The 17742-nt window shown below is 44.2% G+C and carries 13 protein-coding genes; 9 read left to right on the top strand and 4 right to left on the bottom strand.

Annotated features, from left to right (window positions below):
* The 6 genes from OSCI_RS06605 to fba form a co-directional block, all read left to right on the top strand.
* The coding region (locus OSCI_RS06605; RefSeq protein ID WP_039961821.1) for a hypothetical protein at positions 1–187 on the top strand (187 nt) is incomplete at its 5' end.
* A gap of 142 nt (positions 188–329) precedes the next feature.
* Positions 330–1502 carry a pyridoxal phosphate-dependent aminotransferase gene (locus tag OSCI_RS06600; RefSeq protein WP_007354104.1) on the top strand — a complete coding sequence of 391 codons (1173 nt, stop codon included), beginning with the start codon at positions 330–332 and terminating at the stop codon, positions 1500–1502.
* 391 nt (positions 1503–1893) lie between these two features.
* A complete protein-coding gene (locus OSCI_RS06590; protein ID WP_026103825.1) occupies positions 1894–2586 on the top strand; it encodes a response regulator transcription factor in 693 nt (230 codons plus the stop codon).
* Between the two features lie 1171 nt (positions 2587–3757).
* Complete coding sequence (locus OSCI_RS06580; protein WP_007354101.1) at positions 3758–4057, top strand: hypothetical protein; 300 nt, start codon at positions 3758–3760, stop codon at positions 4055–4057.
* Positions 4058–4314: 257 nt separating this feature from the next.
* Complete coding sequence (locus tag OSCI_RS06575) at positions 4315–9405, top strand: eIF2A-related protein (protein WP_007354100.1); 5091 nt, start codon at positions 4315–4317, stop codon at positions 9403–9405.
* Positions 9406–9956: 551 nt separating this feature from the next.
* On the top strand, positions 9957–11036 hold the full coding sequence (gene fba, locus OSCI_RS06570) for a class II fructose-bisphosphate aldolase (RefSeq protein WP_007354099.1): 1080 nt from the start codon (positions 9957–9959) through the stop codon (positions 11034–11036).
* 260 nt (positions 11037–11296) lie between these two features.
* Here the strand turns inward: fba and OSCI_RS31875 are convergent, their stop codons facing one another.
* The gene (locus OSCI_RS31875) at positions 11297–11425 is read right to left on the bottom strand and encodes a hypothetical protein (RefSeq protein ID WP_267880121.1); all 129 of its coding nucleotides are present in this window, start codon (positions 11423–11425) and stop codon (positions 11297–11299) included.
* Between OSCI_RS31875 and OSCI_RS06565 the strand changes: the two genes are divergently transcribed.
* Together OSCI_RS06565 and OSCI_RS06560 are read left to right on the top strand one after the other, a co-directional pair.
* Positions 11411–13081: an efflux RND transporter periplasmic adaptor subunit gene (locus tag OSCI_RS06565; RefSeq protein ID WP_007354098.1), complete on the top strand. Its 1671-nt coding sequence runs from the start codon at positions 11411–11413 to the stop codon at positions 13079–13081. The two genes, OSCI_RS31875 and OSCI_RS06565, sit on opposite strands and share 15 nt — an antisense overlap.
* 396 nt (positions 13082–13477) lie before the next feature.
* The gene (locus OSCI_RS06560; protein ID WP_007354097.1) at positions 13478–14695 is read left to right on the top strand and encodes an ABC transporter permease; all 1218 of its coding nucleotides are present in this window, start codon (positions 13478–13480) and stop codon (positions 14693–14695) included.
* A gap of 4 nt (positions 14696–14699) precedes the next feature.
* Here the strand turns inward: OSCI_RS06560 and OSCI_RS30595 are convergent, their stop codons facing one another.
* From OSCI_RS30595 to OSCI_RS06550, 3 genes are all read right to left on the bottom strand, one after another.
* Positions 14700–14843 carry a hypothetical protein gene (locus OSCI_RS30595; protein ID WP_155523418.1) on the bottom strand — a complete coding sequence of 48 codons (144 nt, stop codon included), beginning with the start codon at positions 14841–14843 and terminating at the stop codon, positions 14700–14702.
* Between the two features lie 10 nt (positions 14844–14853).
* Positions 14854–16251: an LCP family protein gene (locus OSCI_RS06555; protein ID WP_019487702.1), complete on the bottom strand. Its 1398-nt coding sequence runs from the start codon at positions 16249–16251 to the stop codon at positions 14854–14856.
* A 134-nt stretch (positions 16252–16385) separates the two neighbouring features.
* Complete coding sequence (locus tag OSCI_RS06550) at positions 16386–16760, bottom strand: hypothetical protein (RefSeq protein WP_007354095.1); 375 nt, start codon at positions 16758–16760, stop codon at positions 16386–16388.
* Between the two features lie 119 nt (positions 16761–16879).
* On the opposite strand from OSCI_RS06550, the gene rpe reads away from it, so the two are divergent.
* On the top strand, positions 16880–17581 hold the full coding sequence (gene rpe, locus OSCI_RS06545) for a ribulose-phosphate 3-epimerase (RefSeq protein ID WP_007354094.1): 702 nt from the start codon (positions 16880–16882) through the stop codon (positions 17579–17581).
* Positions 17582–17742: the final 161 nt, after the last annotated feature.

The following is a 17742-nucleotide window of genomic DNA, read 5'->3' as shown; positions in this document are numbered from 1 at the left end:
TACTCATGCTATTCGTAAACTTGTAGAAAAAGCCCTCTACATTAAGCGGTTGACTCCTGATATCGAAAATGAGATCAACTACGAGCTGACTAGGGTAGGTTACATCTCTGATGTTGACTTTGAGGCGCTAGAGTTATTGATGGATGAGATGGATGCGGGTCGGATTCAATTGGTACCTAGTTCTTAGCGGCAGGTGAAGGGGAGGTAATGAGAACGTTTTCCTCTTACCTGGGGTTGTCGTCCATAGCTTTTTTGAGAAAAATAACTTACCTTGGCGGTAAACTGTCATTGGTGCTTTAGAGTCACCCAGCCCTCTATTTTACATTGCCATGCAGTTTGCCAAGCGCTTAGAAAAAATACCGCCTTATCTGTTTGCTGAGATTGACCGAAAACGGGATGAGCTTGTCGCCAAAGGGGTTGATATCATTAATATGGGAGTTGGCGACCCTGACAAGCCTACTCCGGCTCATATTGTCCAGGCAATGCAGGAGGCGATCGCAGACTCTTCTACTCATAATTATCCTCCCTACCAAGGTACGAAAGATTATCGGCAAGCGGTGGTAGCGTGGATGGAACGCCGATTTGGAGTTAAAGATTTAAACCCTGACACGGAAGTTGTTTCTTCCATTGGTTCTAAAGAGTCGATCCACAACACTTTTTTGGCTTTTGTGGAACCGGGAGACTACACCCTGATTTCTGACCCTGGTTATCCAGTATATCGCACATCGACGATTTTTGCGGGGGGCGAACCCTATCCGATGGCGCTGACAGCGGCGAATGGATTTTTGCCAGATTTGAGTGCGATTCCTGAAGAGGTAGCGACTAAGGCTAAGTTGATGTGGATTAACTATCCTAACAACCCAACTGGTGCGATCGCAACTTTGGCAGATTTCGAGAAGTTGGTAGCCTATTGCAAAAAGTACGATATTTTGCTCTGCCATGACCACGCTTATTCGGAGATGGCTTACGATGGTTATAAGCCGCCGAGTGTGTTAGAAGTTGAGGGTGCAAAGGACATAGCAATTGAATTTCACAGCTTGTCTAAATCTTACAATATGACTGGCTGGCGCGTTGGTTTTGTAGTCGGAAATGCAACAGGAATTAAAGGATTAGGTCAAGTTAAGACTAATGTAGATTCAGGAGTTTTTAAGGCAATTCAACGAGCTGCGATCGCAGCCTATTCGACTACGGAAGCCGAATTACAAGCGGTGATGTCAGTTTATCAAAAACGCCGTGACATTATCGTTAAAGGTTTGCAATCTTTAGGTTGGCCGATTGAGCCACCGAAGGCTACGCTTTATGTGTGGGCCCCTGTACCCAAGGGTTATACTTCAACTGAATTTGTCAGTTTGTTGTTAGAGAAGTGCGGGATTATTGTGCCTCCTGGGAATGGTTACGGTGCAGCGGGTGAAGGATTTTTTCGTATTGCTTTGACGGTTGCTGATGAGCGGATGTATGAGGCAATTGAGCGGATGAAAGAAGCTGGAATTCGCTATTCTTGATGTTTGTTTACCGCAGATGAAAGCCGAAAGGCAAATTTTTTCGATGATTTGTGTTGATTAGGGTGATTCTGCGGTTTTTGGCAATTGATTCGCAACTCCTCAGATTGCTTCGTGCCTCGCAACTGATGTAAAATAGGAGTTATTGCCACTTGTGCAATATATAGCAACTGCTTTTGTAGGTTAGGGCTACGATGCTCAGAACTAAGGACTAGGGAAAAAAGGGGAAAGAAAATAAAAGTAAGGGCTTCGCCGCAGCTCATTTTTTCCACCCTTGATTCTCTTCCTCTTCTTCCCTTCTTTCCTTCTTCCCCTAGCCCTGAGCATCGTAGCCCCTAGCTATATCAGGTCAAATCAACTAAGAAAAAAGCCACAGAGCGAAATGGTAGCACAAATGTCAGCACGACTGTTATTAGTAGATGACGAGCCTGGATTGCGGGAAGCAGTACAAGCTTACTTGGAAGATAGCAACTTTAATGTTGACGTTGCCAGCAATGGGCGCGAGGGATGGGAACTACTGCAAAAAAATCCCCCTGATTTAGTAATTTCTGACATCATGATGCCCCAAGTTGACGGCTATCAATTTCTTTCGCAAATGCGCGAAGACCCTCGATTTAAGGCAATGCCAGTCGTGTTTTTGACCGCTAAAGGGATGACAACAGACCGCATCCAAGGTTATCAGGCTGGTTGCGACGCTTATATTTCCAAACCTTTTGACCCTGATGAGCTCGTGGCAATTGTCACCAATTTGTTAGTACGGCGGGCCGCCGCCAAGGAGTCTGGCGAAAATACAGAAACTCCTGATATTACAGCTTTGGCGAATCAGATGGCGAGAATAGAGTCATTCTTGACAGGACGCTCTGCGATCGCGCAATCTCCATCACCAATTAAAATAGATTTAACTCCGCGAGAACAAAGCGTTTTAGATTTAGTCGCCCAAGGCTTAATGAATAAGGAAATAGCCCGTCGCCTAGAAACCAGCGTTCGCAATGTAGAAAAGTACGTTAGCCGCCTATTCACTAAAACTGGTACCAATAGCCGCACCGAGTTAGTCCGCTACGCTCTCGAACATGGCTTAACTAAATAGGGGCTAGGGGCTAGGGGCTAGGGGCTAGGGGAAAAGAGGGGCTAGGGGCTAGGGGAAAAGAGGGGCTAGGGGCTAGGGAAGAAGGGGAGAAGGGGAGAAGGGGAAGAAGGGAGAAGGAAGAGGGGAAAGAGAATAAAAGTAAGGGCTGCGGCGCGATCGCGCTTGCCGAAGGGTGCGACGATTTAGAATGTCCTCATGGTCTTGGGGCTTGCAGTAACAGGCGATCGCACTTTTAAATCTATAGCACTTAAGCATTACTTACGTAACGCCGCCGTCTCGACATTATCCTTAAAGTCGAGACGGCGGTTGACGTTAGTGATATAGCAACCGCTACAACGGTTAGGACACTCGCTCATGGCCCAAACTATTGACTTTCTTCCCCTCTTTCCCTTCTTTCTCTTCTTTCCCTTCTTCCTTCTTCCCCTTCTCCCCTTCTTCCCTTCTTCCCTAGCCCTGAGCATCGTAGCCCCTAGCCCCTCTTTTCCCCTAACCGCCCTGGCGGTTGCTATAAGTACCAACACATTAAGAACTTTAGGACTTATGCAAAAACCCGGTTTCTTTGAAAAATCGTGACTCTCTACGAGAAATATAGGACTTACCCATTGTAAGGGTGTAGCAAGGCCTTGGGATTGCTTAGTTAATTGCTCAAACCCTTACTTTTATTGCATTTTACTTCTAACTCTTCACTTACAAGCTTTTTTCCATCTGATATAATAAATGTATTGACAGAAAAACACAGTCATGGTATATCACCGCCCATAATTAAAACTATTGTTCCAATTCCCATAAAGCTTAGAGCAATAGTATTTTCCTGCCGTCCATCTTTTTCTACTTATAGCAATACATTACCTAGTGCTAGCAGTGTGCCAGCGTGAAAACTGTTCCCTCTTAAATAGTAGGCAACTACTGGGTCAAAAAATGAAAAATTACCCTTGGTAACTTAAATAGTCCCATCATCTTACGGTTAAGCCTTGGTAGCTCTGTAGTAAGAAAGAGGGGAACAGTCCGCTGTAAACTAGCGCTAAGCAACCTGTAAAGGTAGTGTCACAGATTAGGGTACATCTTCTACGAAATTCAATCACCATCAATGAATAGAACAACTAATGAAATTAGCGCCGGACATAAATCCCAGAGCCGAACCCCATTACTCAGATTCAACAAGGAGAAAAAAATGTCTCATGCGATCGCAAAAATAATATTTTTTAGTACAGTATTACCACTGTTACTAACAGTAAGCACCAGTCAAAGCTGGGCTACTATTACCAGCATAAAAATTGCAGAAAGCAACAATTTAACCACCGCAAATCTTGAACATCAATCCCCCTTATCAAATCGTAATCTAAAAATGAAAGTCGAACTTGCAGAGGTACTAGGCAGGGGCAAAGATAGACGCTTGCAGTCAGATTTGCTGTTAGTAGCAGCTAGGAATGAAAAGACAAGAGAGTGTCGGGTATCAGGACTATGTTCGTAAGTATTATACTTTGGGTGAATAAAATGACCGCAGATGGTAACTGTAGAATTGAAACCAGCGCACCATCAGGGTTTCATTGTTATAGGCGCGGTTTTCACCGCCCAGTCTAAGAGGTCATAAAATTGAACCCGCGTAGGCGGGTTTTGTTTGTGTAGACGCGGTTTTAACCACCCAGTCTAAAAAATTGCGATCGCATGATTTTTCACGCATTAGTATTAGAATGCTAGGAATAGGCAAAAGGGGAAGGAATTCAAGGAATGATTAACCCGCAGGCAGAAACAGACACAGCCCTAGAGAATAAACAGTCACTACAAACTCTCTCCAGAACCCTCGCCATGTCTCAGGGGCAATTTTCCCTGATTTTAGTGCGCTGCAACTACGCCTCACTAAGAGAGCAAATAGTAGAACAACTGCGTCAACAATATCCCGTCTCCCTGCGAGAACTCGTCCTCCCCGTCTCTGTCAAGACACTTTATACTACTATCGAAGCAGAACTGGGCGGCGAACACCCAGGGGCTTTAATGGTATTTGGTCTAGAAACAGTAAGCGATATTGACCAAGTGCTGACTTCAACTAATTATGTAAGAGAAGAGTTTCGCAATAATTTTCCTTTCCCTATAGCTTTATGGGTAACGGACAAAATATCAAAAAAGCTGATTCGTTTAGTTACAGATATCGAAAGTTGGACGACCACAATTGAATTTAGTCTCAGTCCTGATGAGTTGATCGATTTCTTAGGTAAAAGCGCCAGCCGTTTATTTTCTGCGGTCTTAGACGAGGGCGCTTGGCGATTAACCAATAACGCGATTTTAGGTGCGAGTTCTGCTTTAGAATTGGAGTCAGCTCGCCAAGATTTACAAAGTTATGGCATTAGTTTACACCCTGCTCTCGAAGCCAGTTTACACTTTATTCTGGGGCGACAGGAATATGCTAGCAACTGCATTGATGCAGCCCTGGAACTTTATCAGCAAAGCTTGAATTTTTGGCAAAATGAATTTGTAAGAATGAACGGTGAAGGAGAATTAGTGGTTTCATCCTTCCACCTTCCGCATTCCTCTTTATTAGAAGGTGTTTTACTGTTTCATATCGGATTATGCTATCACCGCCACGCGGAACAGAAACGCACTGGCAACGTCTCTTATTGGACAGAAGCTAAAAATCATCTCCAACGGTGTATTAATATTTTCGATCGTGCTGGGCGACAAGACTTAGTTGCTGAGTTTATTAATCAACTTGGTGAGGTATTACAGCATTTAGAAGATTGGGATAGTCTCTGGGATTTGGCGGTTAAATCTAGGAGATTGCATCAAGATATTGGGGAACCAGCACAAGTGAATTTAGCTCAAGATTATGGCTTTCTCGCTGCTGTTGCCCTAGAGCGGAAAGAATGGGAAAATGCCAAAGAATGGGCGGCAATTGCTCTAGAAATTTTGCCGGCAACAGTTGCGAAAGAAACGGAACACGAGACGCGGGTAAAATCTCAGTACAAAAGTTTGTACCTGTTAATTTTAGCAATGGCTGAGAATGAATTAGGTGAGAAAGCTCTGGCTATACACCACTTAGAAATTGCCTGCCGGGAAAGCTTGCCTGTTTACGATCCGCAATTATATCTCCGGCTTTTAGAAATGCGGAGAGAATTATATTTTCAAGAGGGATACTATCTCGAAGCTTTCAAAATTAAGCAAGAATATCGCGCAATTGAACATACATATCGGTTCCGGGCATTTATTGGTGCTGGGAGATTACAGCCCCATCAAGAAGCTATTAATCCTGCAATGGAAACGACTGCACCTGCTGCAACCATTGCTGATGAAATTACCGCTTCCGGCCGGGAAAGGGATCTCAATCGCTTGATAGAGCGGATGAGCAGTACTCAACACAAATTGACAGTTATTTACGGTCAATCGGGAGTGGGAAAAAGTTCGATTGTGAGAGCAGGATTAGTCCCTGCTCTTAAACAAAAAGCAATTGATTCTCGTAGTGTTTTATCATCGGTGCTGCAAGTTTACAATGACTGGCGGCGGGAATTAAGGAAGCAGTTATCCATTGGGAAAAGCAAAATTACCGGGCAGCCAATTGAAGAATTTGCGCCGGAATTTGCCTCTAGTAACGATTCGATATCTACTATAGATGCAGAGTATAAAACAGAGGAATCTAACTCTGATTCTAAGTTTGAATCTGTAGGAATAAATGGTGCTGCCATGCAGTCGGCACAGGAGGCAGCAGTAGACACTGCACAAATTATTGAATTACTGCGAAAGAATGCAGAGCAAAAGAATTTGCTCACAGTCTTGATTTTCGATCAGTTTGAAGAGTTTTTCTTTTTGTGGAAAGAGCCAGCAAAAAGACAGGAGTTTTTTGAATTTTTAAGGTTGTGCTTAAATATTCCCTTTGTAAAAGTCATCTTGTCAGTGCGGGAAGATTATTTACATTATTTGCTAGAGTTCAGTCGCCCCAAACATCCTATAAATGCGTTTGACAATGATATTATGGGGGACATTCTTAGTAAAGATATCCTCTTCTATTTAGGGAATTTTTCCCCAGCAGACGCTCGTGCTGTGATTAAAAAATTAACTGAACGCTCCCAGTTTTACTTAGAACCAGCGCTGATTGATGAGTTAGTAAAACACTTAGCTCAAGATTCGGGAGAAGTGCGACCAATTGAGCTGCAAGTTGTAGGCGCACAACTACAAGAAGAGGAGATTACAACATTAGCTCAATATCAACAATTAGGTGCTAATCCCAAACAAAAATTAGTGGAGCAATTTTTAGAAGAAGTTGTTAAAGACTGTGGGCCAGAAAACGAGCGGGCAGTGCGGCGAGTTTTGTACTTGCTGACAGATGAAAATGATACTCGTCCCCTGAAAACTCGCGCCGAATTAGCGACAGATTTAGCAACACTTGAAGAATCTGATAAATTAGATTTAGTTTTAGAGCTATTGGTAAAATCTGGGCTGGCATTTCGCTGGACTGAAGTACCAGTAGAGCTTTACCAGCTCATTCATGACTATTTAGTTGCTTTCATCCGCCAACAGGAAGAATTGGATAGGCAGAGTGAATTTGCGGAGTTGCAAAAGCAAAATAAATTAAACCGAGATCAAATCGAGAAATTCCGCCAAGAAAAAGAGTTAGCAGAAGCCAAAGAAAAACAGCGAGAAGCAGAAGAAAAACTTCAGAGAAATCAGAGAAAACAACAATTTTGGATAGGATTTATTACTGTAGTTGCAGGTGCAATTGTTCTGGGCGCGTTTACTTTGTCTGCATCTATCCAAGCTGAACAAGCAAAGAAGGCTAAACAGGAAGCTGAAATTGCTCGTATTGATGGGTTAATTTCGGGGTCGGAAGTTCTCTTACTCTCAAGTAAAAACGATCCGTTGGGGGTATTACTAGCTAGTGTCAAATTAGGCAAAGAATCTGAAAAAACTGAATTGTCAATCGCAACTAAAAATCAATTGGCAGAAAGACTCAGACAAGTTGTCTCTGGCTTACAAGAACGCAATAGTTTTGAGGGGCATGGTAAAGGTATCTCTGGGGTAAGTTTCAGTCCCGACGGTAATACAATCGCCTCTGCAAGTGCGGATTGTACTGTGAGAATTTGGAACAAAAATGGTCAAGTAATTGGTGTGCCTTTGCAACACAATGATAGTTTATTTGGGATAAGTTTTAGCCCAGATGGTACAACGATCGCGACTACATCTGCTGATAAAATTGCGAAATTGTGGCGGGTTAAAGATGGAGTTGCGATCGCAACTTTCAGGAGTCACGATGAACCTGTAACTAGCGTCAGTTTTAGTCCCGACGGTCAAACTATTGCCACCGCTAGTTACGACAGAACAGTGAAACTCTGGACTAAAGGCGGTATTCTGCTAAGAACCTTAATAGGTCATAGAGATTGGGTGTTGGGGGTGAGTTTCAGTCCCGACGGGAAAACGATCGCCTCCGCTAGTAAAGACGGTACAGTGAAACTCTGGAACCTAGACGGTAAAGAACTCAGAACTCTCAAAGGACATACAAGTTGGGTTTACAGCGTCAGTTTCAGTCGCGATCGCAAAACAATTGCTACCGCTTCGGCAGACAACACGATCAAACTCTGGAACCTAGACGGTAAAGAACTTAGAACTCTCAAAGGACATAACGATCACGTTGTGAGTGTCAGTTTCAGCAACGACGGCGAAACGATCGCTTCCGGCAGTGCAGACGATACAATCAAAATTTGGAACGCCTACACTGGCGAATTACTGAACACTCTCAGAGGACATCAAGACGACGTGCGATCGGTAAGTTTCAACCGCGACGGTACAATCGCCTCTGGTAGTTACGACAAAACTATAAAAATCTGGCAGCCTGATAGCACTCCTTTAAGCAAAATTCTCGCCGGACATAGCGATTGGATTTATAGCATTAGTTTCAGTCCCGATGGCAAGATTATTGCTTCGGGAAGTGCCGACAAAACTGTAAAAATTTGGCGTACTGAGGGCAGTTTAGTAAAAACTGTTTTTAGCAATCAAGGTTCTGTTAGTGCCGTTAGTTTCTCGCCTAAAGGAGATATCTTCGCAACCGCAGGCGAAAACAAAACTGTCAAACTCTGGAACCTGGAAGGCAAGGAACTCAAAACCCTAAAAGGCCATGACGGAGAAGTTTTTAGTGTTAGTTTTAACCCGGAAGGGAGTGTAGTAGCAACTGCTAGCGATGATAAGACTGTTAAACTTTGGAACCGTGACGGTAAACTACTTAAAACCCTCAATCATCAAGAAAGTGTTAATAGCGTCAGTTTCAGTCCCAATGGCAAAATTATTGCTTCAGCAAGTGAAGATAAAACGGTAAAACTTTGGCGGTTTAACGGCAAGGATACGAGTTTGCTACAAACTCTCAAACACGCCGACAGTGTTAACAGCGTCAGCTTCAGTCCTCAAGGCGATATTATTGCCTCTGCCAGCAATGATAAAACTCTAAAACTTTGGAATCTTGACGGGAGATTGCGACAAACTCTTAATAGTAGCGATCGCGTTATTGGTTCCAGCTTCAGCCCCGATGGAAAACTAATTGCCTTAGCGAATGCTGATAATACTATTACTTTGTGGCAATTTGTGGGAACGAATGCGACATTGCTTAAAACTATCCAGCACACGGCTAGAGTGATTAGTTTGGGTTTCAGTCCAAATAGTAAAATATTGGCTTTTGGAGGTCGAGATAAAACAGTAACTTTGTTACCAGTGGATAATTTGAATCTAGGCAGCATTGTCGCTCGCGGCTGCGATTGGATGCAAGATTATTTGATGTACAATCCGATGGTTAGTAACAGCGATCGCAATCTTTGTCAGACAAATAATATAGGATCGCAACCCTGAGATCGTTAAAAAATTTATCTACCAAATCCGATGATGGTAAACTACTTACGATCGAGGCTTCGGGTAGTTTGCGAGTTTAACTGAGGTTAATTTGTGAGTAGTAAGTAGAAGGAAGAAGGAAGAAAAATTTAGTTATCTAGGAGAGAAGGAAGAATGTTTATACACTCAGCTTTTTAGCCATCCCGATCTTATGTTTATCCCTATTATGTCACTTTGGTCAGAGAAAAAGGCTTTCGCCTTGCGATCGCTCCTTTGAGCAATTAGGCTTTCGGGTTTTGGGGTCAGGTAAAGAATCTGACACCTTTTCGCAAAAAACTGGAGTAGTTTGATGGTTTACGAGATACCCGAAGAGGATTTATGGCGTTTTACGTCCTAAACGCCTTGGCCGTTGCTATGACTGGGTATTTCCTTGCTCCCCTAGTCCCTCCCGTCCCTAAGATTCGCTAAACATATTTCGCTATATGTGGCAAAGTGTCTTAAGATTGTCCTAAGAATTGAACTCGTCTAAGACCCACTGCTTAGAAACTACAAATAATTTAGGAGGAACATCTATGGCGATCGTACCCATGCGGCTACTGCTGGATCACGCGGCGGAAAACGGTTATGGCATTCCTGCTTACAATGTAAACAACATGGAGCAGATTCAGGCTATCATGCGGGCGGCGGATGAAACCAATAGCCCCGTAATCCTGCAAGCTTCTCGCGGTGCTCGTTCTTATGCTGGCGAAAACTTCTTACGCCATTTGATTTTGGCTGCTGTGGAAACTTACCCCCACATCCCCATTGTCATGCACCAAGATCATGGTAATGCTCCCGGTACTTGCTATTCGGCGATTCGCAACGGTTTTACCAGCGTGATGATGGATGGTTCTTTGGAAGCAGATGCTAAGACTCCTGCTAGCTACGAATACAACGTCAATGTTACCAGCGAAGTTGTGAAAGTAGCTCACTCCATTGGCGTTAGCGTGGAAGGCGAACTGGGCTGTTTGGGTTCTCTGGAAACTGGTATGGGTGAAGCTGAAGATGGTCACGGTGCTGAGGGTGTACTCTCTCACGACCAATTGTTAACTGACCCTGACCAAGCTGTGGATTTCGTTGAGCAAACTCAGGTTGATGCTTTAGCCGTTGCGATCGGTACTTCTCACGGTGCTTACAAGTTTACTCGTAAGCCAACTGGTGAAGTTTTAGCAATTAGCCGCATTGAAGAAATTCACCGCCGCTTACCGAATACTCACTTGGTAATGCACGGTTCCTCTTCTGTTCCTGAAGATTTGCTGGCTTTGATCAACCAGTATGGCGGTAAGATCCGGGAAACTTACGGTGTACCTGTCGAAGAAATCCAAAAGGGAATTCAAAGCGGTGTCCGCAAGATTAATATTGACACTGACAACCGTTTGGCGATTACTGCTGCGGTGCGTGAAGCTTTGGCTGCTAAGCCTGAAGAGTTCGATCCTCGCCACTTTATGAAGCCTTCGATTAAGTATATGCAGAAGGTTTGTAGCGATCGCTATCAGTCTTTTGGTGCTGCTGGTCATGGTACTAATATCAAGCAAATTTCTCTGGATGATTTTGCAGCTAAGTATGCTAAGGGCGAACTGAAAGCTATTTCTAAGAGCGCTGTGACTGCCTAAGAGTTATAGATTTTAGATCGTATCTAAGGTCTAAAGGATAATTTGCCGGGTGGCTTTTGGGCTACTCGGTTTTTTATTGTTTGGAATCAAGATGAACTATAGCAGGAGGCAGGAGGCAGGAGGAAGGAGGAAAATGCAATCAAAGAAATGGTTTGGGCGATCGAGAATGTCTTAACCGTTGTGGCGGTTGCTATACCTTAAAAGATACAAATAAAAATTTGTAATATTTTGAAATAAAGAGCTATAATTCTTTATATAGGCTAGCTAAGACGATTGCCCGAAATCACCCAAATGGGTGAATCTGAGAGAGGATGCGCGATCGCCACTGCCAACCTTATGCTGAAAGTAATCCTGAGTTTAAATAGTGAGTCGGTATGATCGTTAGCCATGACAAGCAAACTGCTGCTCAGGTCAAAGTGAAAGATTCTAAACCCTTTGAACCGCAGCCTCCTAAGAAACCCACTCGTAAATTTAATCGGTGGGCGATCGGACTGCTTGCAGCAGGTTTGCTGGCTGTACCAACTACCATATATATAGTCAAAAGTCAAGCTAAACCACAGGCGGATATTATTCAATCTCTGACTGTCCCAGTTGAGGCGCAAAACCTGACTGTGCGAATTACGAGCTCAGGGACAGTCCAGCCAGTACAGAGAGTCAACCTGAGTCCGAAAACCTCTGGCCGGATAGCGGAATTGTACGTCGAACAAGGCGATCGCGTACAGCAGGGACAATTGATCGCCCGCATGGAAAGTCGCGACATAGAAGCCCAACTGATGCAAGCTCAAGCACGTCTAGCTAGCGCGATCGCCAAACTAGACCAACTTCAAGCCGGGAACCGCCCAGAAGAAATCGTCCAAGCTCAAGCTCGGTTAGAGCAAATTGAAGCCAATCTAGCACAACTGCGATCGGGTAGCCGTTCCGAAGAAGTCGCCCAAAGTCAAGCTAGTTTAAATGAAGCCCAAGCCCGTTTAGCAAATGCTCAATCAGGGAGTTTATTACAAGAAATAGCCCAAGCAAAATCTCAAATTGAAGCCAATAAAGCCGCAGCCGAACTGACAGCTCAACGCTTAACTCGAAATCAGGATTTAGTGGAAGAAGGTGCAATTTCTCAAGATCAATTTGAGGAGTATAAAAAAGAAGACCGCACTGCTAGAGCGAATGTACAGGAAGCTGAAAGGCGCTTACAACAATTACAAGAAAATCGGCGATCGCAGATCCAACAATTGCAAGCCGCCGTCGAACAACAGCGACAAGCCTTAAACCAAAAACAGAACGGTACTCGCCCCGAAGAAATTACTAGAGCCGAAGCCGAAGTTACAGAAGCTAGGAGCAAGTTAGCCCAGCTTGTTAATGGTAGTCGCCCTGAAGAAATTGCTGCCGCTAAAGCAAATGTAGCAGAAGTAAATGCCCAAGTTAGTTACTATAAAGTCCAGTTAGAAGATAGCAGAATTCGCGCTCCTTTTGGAGGAATTATTACCCAAAGATACGCTATTCAAGGAGCATTTGTAACTCCCACTACTTCAGCCTCGGCTACTGACTCTGCAACTTCCACCTCTGTTGTTGCTCTAGCGCGAGACTTGGAAGTTTTAGCTAAAGTACCAGAGTCAGATATCGGTCAAATTAAACCCGGTCAAGTCGTAGAGATTGTAGCAGATGCTTATCCCGATCAAGTGTTTACAGGGAAAGTTAAATTAATCGCTCCCGAAGCGGTGAAAGAACGAGATGTGACTTTATTTCAAGTCAGAGTAGCTATTGATAAAGGCAAAGACTTGTTGCAGTCGGGAATGAATGTCGATCTCAGGTTTGTAGGTCAACAACTGAACAATGCTTTAGTTGTACCGACAGTAGCGATCGTTACTAGCAAAGGCAATACGGGGGTGCTAATTCCTGATGAGAAAAGTAAACCTAAGTTTCAACCAGTTACTATTGGTTCTACTATTGGCAACAAAATTCAAATACTTGAAGGAGTCAAAGCAGGCGATCGCATTTTTGTTGAACTTCCTGAAGGACAAAAATTAGATGACATCATTAAAAATCGTAAATAGGTAATGGTTAATTGTTAGTTGTTATTTGTTAATTGTTAGTTGTTGCTTGTTCGCGATCGAGTATTAAAAACAGGCAATGACTACAATTGGTAGTAGTGGCTTTAGCTAATTTATTCTATTCTATAAATTGAGCAGCTACAGCCACTAAAGACGAGCATAAGAGTTTATTTATGTGTGTCTATTTAACCACAACAACTAATAACTAAGTAGGTGGGCATAAATAAACGTAAGGTGGGCGCTCGCCGAAACCATATTAGCGAATCGTGACAAATTTTTGCGGCGAGCGCCCACTCTACAAGTTAGCGTTTATTTATGCCCGACTACTTAACAACCAACAACTAACAACCAACAACTAACAATTAACCACAAACAACCAACAACTAACAATTAACAAAAATGGATATTATTGAAAGCGTAAAAATGGCGACAACAACATTAATGGCTAACAAGCTTCGTAGTAGCCTGACAATGTTAGGAATTATCATCGGCAATGCTTCCGTAATTGCGATGATCGGCATCGGTGAAGGAGCTCAGAAATATGTGAGCGAACAAGTTAACTCTCTAGGGCCAAACCTGCTATTTGTAATTCCGGGGAGCCCAGATGCACAGCGTCGTCCCGTTGTTCCACCCCTGACATTAGTGCTCGCAGATGCAGAGGCGATCGCACAGCAAGTTCCCTCTGTCGAAGAAGTCGCCCCCACCCTCAACGACAGTCAACTTGTCACCTACCGCAGTAACAACGCTTCCAGTTCCATCATCGGGACAACACCGCAATTTCTTTCAGTAAGAAGTTTTGACGTTGCTAAGGGTAGATTTATCACAGATTTGGACTTAAAACGGCAGGAAAATGTAGTAGCTTTGGGCTCAGAAATAGCCCAGAGATTATTTGGTGATGTGCAACCAATTGGTCAATATGTCCGCATCAAAAATAACACTTTTCAAGTAATAGGAGTCATGCAGCCCAAGGGTTCAACTTTTGGTGATAACCAAGATATGAACGTATTTGTACCGCTGACAACAATGGCAAATAGAATAGTTGGACGTTCATCTCCCTACGGTATTAGAGTAACATTTATTTCAGTTTCCGTTAAAGATGAAACCCAGATGAAAGCAGCCCAGTTTCAGATTGAAAATCTGCTGCGGCTGCGGCATAAAATTACTAAAGACGATGATTTTACCGTTCGCAACCAACAGGATTTACAAAATACTTTGGGAGGAATAACGGGAGCGCTCAAATTAATGTTAGCTGCCGTTGCCAGTATTTCCCTATTTGTTGGCGGAATTGGGATTATGAATATCATGCTAGTTTCCGTTACTGAACGCACTCAAGAAATAGGTTTGCGGAAAGCGATCGGTGCATCTAGGCAAGATATTTTGATTCAATTTATGATTGAATCGGTGATTTTGTCGGCGGCTGGAGGTGCGATCGGTACGATGATTGGTGTTGGTGGCGTGATGGTAGTTGGTGCGATTAGTCCCCTGCAAGCAGGAGTTTCCCCAGTTGCGATCGCATTAGCTGTAGGTGTTTCCGGTGGTATCGGTTTATTTTTCGGTGTCGTTCCCGCACGACAAGCTGCTAAATTAGACCCGATTGTGGCTTTAAGAACTGCTTAGAATTTCAAGGGTGCGCGATCGGCTTAAAGGGTAGGGGATGGCTAGGCTTTAGATTAAGAGCGATCGCCCACATCTTCCTACTCGATAGAATCCCCAGTAATCTAAAAGTGCGATCGCCCTCAATAAAAGTCAAAAAACTTTCACTCACCACCCACAATCTAAAAGTTATTAGATCTCCCCTGACTACCCTTTCTCTTCAACCAATCCTTACCCAACTTAATCGTCACATCCGATCGCAAACTCCCCGTACTCTCAACCACAACCTCCCCAAAACCCAAAGACTGGCGAATCGCCTCAGCACCCTTAACATTCCCATCTTGAGCCACAATCCGAGTCACCGCCAAAGGTTCAGGCCAAGAGTTCCCTAGTCGCACATTCTCATAGCCAGCTTCAGACAACATACTCACAAACCCATCAGTAGCCGCATCATCTCCCGTACTATCTAAAACAGCCACCCTCAATAATTTCGGGTCTACATTTTCCACTCCCCAGGAATTAGTACCAAAATCAAAGTGTTGAGCCATCAGAGTCTCGACAGCAGTTTCATCAGGTAGCCAATAACTGGCCTTAAACTCCTTGGGATCGCTAAACTCTCCCGGAACCATCAACATCTGTATCCCAGAACGGTCAGTGTGAGTACCAAAACCAACTAAAGCTACTAATTCCTCAATACTCAAATTTGTATCAATATGAGACTGAATTACGGACAAAACTTTCGGCAATTTCGATACCAAACTTAAATTGAGTTCCTGCTCCATAAAAGCCCGCATCAAAAGTTGCTGCCGCTGCACTCGTCCAATATCCCCTAAATCATCATGGCGGTAAAGTAGATACTGCACGATTTGCTCCCCTGTCAGATGTTGCTTACCAGCCTTTAAATCGATGTACAAATGCTGGCTTTCATCTATATACTTCATGTCTTTAGGGACATACATAGTCAAGCCACCCAGGGCATCTACCAAGCTCTTTATCCCTTGAACATTAACAATTACATAGCGGTCAATTCCCACACCACCCAGGAGCGAACTTACCGACTTTGCTGCCAAGGCCGGGCCCCCATAATAATTCGCCTCATTAATTTTGCTCAGCCCCCTCCCCTCAATATCAGTTCGAGTATCTCGCGGGATAGAAAGCAAGCTTAACTTTTTGTTCTGAGGGTCAAATCTCACCAACAGCATCGTATCCGTTAGCCCCTTAAAAGAGTTAACCCAAGTGAAATATCCCGGACTATCTTTAGGCGGCTCATCCAAGTCTGAACTCAGAACCTTGAGCCCCAACACTAAAATATTTACCGGGCGAGTGAGTTCTGGCATCCTCATGTTCATTTTTGCCAGATCCCCTTGAGAAAATACCGCAGCTTCTTCGGGACTCAACTGCTGCTGCTGAAGCGGTGTAGTAGAAAGAGATACTGCTAGCAGGGCTCCGGCTGTGGCGGAAAGCATCGCCACTCCTGCCAAACCAAAACCAAACCCCAGCCAACGTCCTCGGTTAGATTGGGGAGATTTTTTCACGAAAGGTTGACCATTTGTTTGCTTTCTAGGGTCTGGATTTTGCATTTTCTGAGCTGACACGGGCTTCCTCACACACAAAAAGAATTAATAAAAATAGTGGCACTTTGTAGTATCAACCTGGAAACTCCATTAATCAATAGGTTTTGATTTTTAGATTGCCCTCAATTATGCACCCTCAACTATGATAGATGCTTGCCTAGCATTTGCTCAGCTACGCGGCTAATTCCAGGTAGCCAAAGGGGTTGGCGTTTCCAGACCCGAATCATTAGCCCCAAGGTGACGATAAAATAGCTGGTGGTAAGCACGCTACTCGTTAATAACAAGGGTATCGTCCAAGATTCCGCAGAGATGGCTCCAGTTTCCAAGAGAATATGCCCTGAGAGCCAACCCAAAGCTAGGACAATCGCTAATCGGCTGGCGGCTCTGTGTTGGGGGCTTCCTTGACGACGGTAAAGCGTCCACAGGGCCGGGAAAAAGCCGACGATCGGAGTCAATAACACAAACAGTTGCAGGCGGTTCAGATCCGAATTTTCTAAGGGGTCTGTATTTTTCATTTCCAGCAGAGGAGAACAAAGCAGGATTTAACTGATGGATTGTCGGTGGCGATCGCAGATGATATCCACATTTTGATACACTCAATACAGCACGCAGACGCAGGAGAGTATCCTTAGCCATGACCCAATCCCGCAAATCGACTGTTATTTCTCCATCCATATTATCAGCAGATTTCAGCCGGCTCGGAGATGAAATTCGAGCAGTAGATCTGGCTGGGGCCGACTGGATTCACGTTGATGTGATGGACGGTCGTTTCGTTCCTAATATTACTATTGGCCCCCTGATTGTTGAGGCAATTCGCCCCGTTACCAGCAAGCCTCTGGACGTTCACTTGATGATAGTGGAACCTGAGAAATACGTCGAGGATTTTGCTAAGGCGGGTGCTGATATTATCTCGGTTCACGCTGAACATAATGCCTCTCCTCACTTACACCGCACTCTCGGCCAAATCCGCGAACTGGGTAAGCAGGCGGGTGTAGTGCTAAATCCTTCGACTCCTTTGGAGTTGATCGAGCACGTACTCGAACTGTGCGATCTGATCTTGATTATGAGTGTCAATCCGGGCTTTGGCGGTCAGAGTTTCATTCCGACGGTGGTGCCGAAAATTCGCAAACTTCGCCAGATGTGCGATGAAAGAGGCCTTGACCCCTGGATTGAGGTGGATGGCGGTCTAAAAGTTGATAATACTTGGCAGGTTTTGGAAGCGGGAGCAAATGCGATCGTTGCTGGTTCCGCTGTGTTTAAGGCTAAGGATTATGCAGCCGCGATCGAAGGCATTCGCCATAGCAAGCGTCCAACTCCTGAATTGGCAGCAGTTTAAGAAGGAAGAAGGAAGAAGGAAGAAGGAAGAAGGAAGAGGGTAAAATTTAGCAATTTTGACTTTTGACTTCTTTCTTTCTTGTTTTTCTTACCAGGCTAGAGTCGGGGAACCCATTGATAAGTAGTTGGACAACAATAAATAATGTCATTGCGAGTTAACAA

Origin of the sequence: Kamptonema sp. PCC 6506 (assembly GCF_000180455.1) — a bacterium.
Lineage (GTDB): Bacteria > Cyanobacteriota > Cyanobacteriia > Cyanobacteriales > Microcoleaceae > Kamptonema > Kamptonema formosum.
Note: the sequence above shows the minus strand (reverse complement) of the source record. Positions and strands in the feature narration are given on the sequence as shown.

What these genes read in the sequence shown, in the direction of transcription:
- OSCI_RS31875 (WP_267880121.1), bottom strand. Translation starts at nt 11,425, where the DNA reads ATGGCTAACGATCATACCGACTCACTATTTAAACTCAGGATTACTTTC.
- rpe (WP_007354094.1), top strand. Translation starts at nt 16,880, where the DNA reads ATGACCCAATCCCGCAAATCGACTGTTATTTCTCCATCCATATTATCA.
- OSCI_RS06575 (WP_007354100.1), top strand. Translation starts at nt 4,315, where the DNA reads ATGATTAACCCGCAGGCAGAAACAGACACAGCCCTAGAGAATAAACAG.
- OSCI_RS06560 (WP_007354097.1), top strand. Translation starts at nt 13,478, where the DNA reads ATGGATATTATTGAAAGCGTAAAAATGGCGACAACAACATTAATGGCT.
- fba (WP_007354099.1), top strand. Translation starts at nt 9,957, where the DNA reads ATGGCGATCGTACCCATGCGGCTACTGCTGGATCACGCGGCGGAAAAC.
- OSCI_RS06565 (WP_007354098.1), top strand. Translation starts at nt 11,411, where the DNA reads ATGATCGTTAGCCATGACAAGCAAACTGCTGCTCAGGTCAAAGTGAAA.
- OSCI_RS06600 (WP_007354104.1), top strand. Translation starts at nt 330, where the DNA reads ATGCAGTTTGCCAAGCGCTTAGAAAAAATACCGCCTTATCTGTTTGCT.
- OSCI_RS06590 (WP_026103825.1), top strand. Translation starts at nt 1,894, where the DNA reads ATGTCAGCACGACTGTTATTAGTAGATGACGAGCCTGGATTGCGGGAA.
- OSCI_RS06580 (WP_007354101.1), top strand. Translation starts at nt 3,758, where the DNA reads ATGTCTCATGCGATCGCAAAAATAATATTTTTTAGTACAGTATTACCA.
- OSCI_RS06550 (WP_007354095.1), bottom strand. Translation starts at nt 16,760, where the DNA reads ATGAAAAATACAGACCCCTTAGAAAATTCGGATCTGAACCGCCTGCAA.
- OSCI_RS06555 (WP_019487702.1), bottom strand. Translation starts at nt 16,251, where the DNA reads ATGCAAAATCCAGACCCTAGAAAGCAAACAAATGGTCAACCTTTCGTG.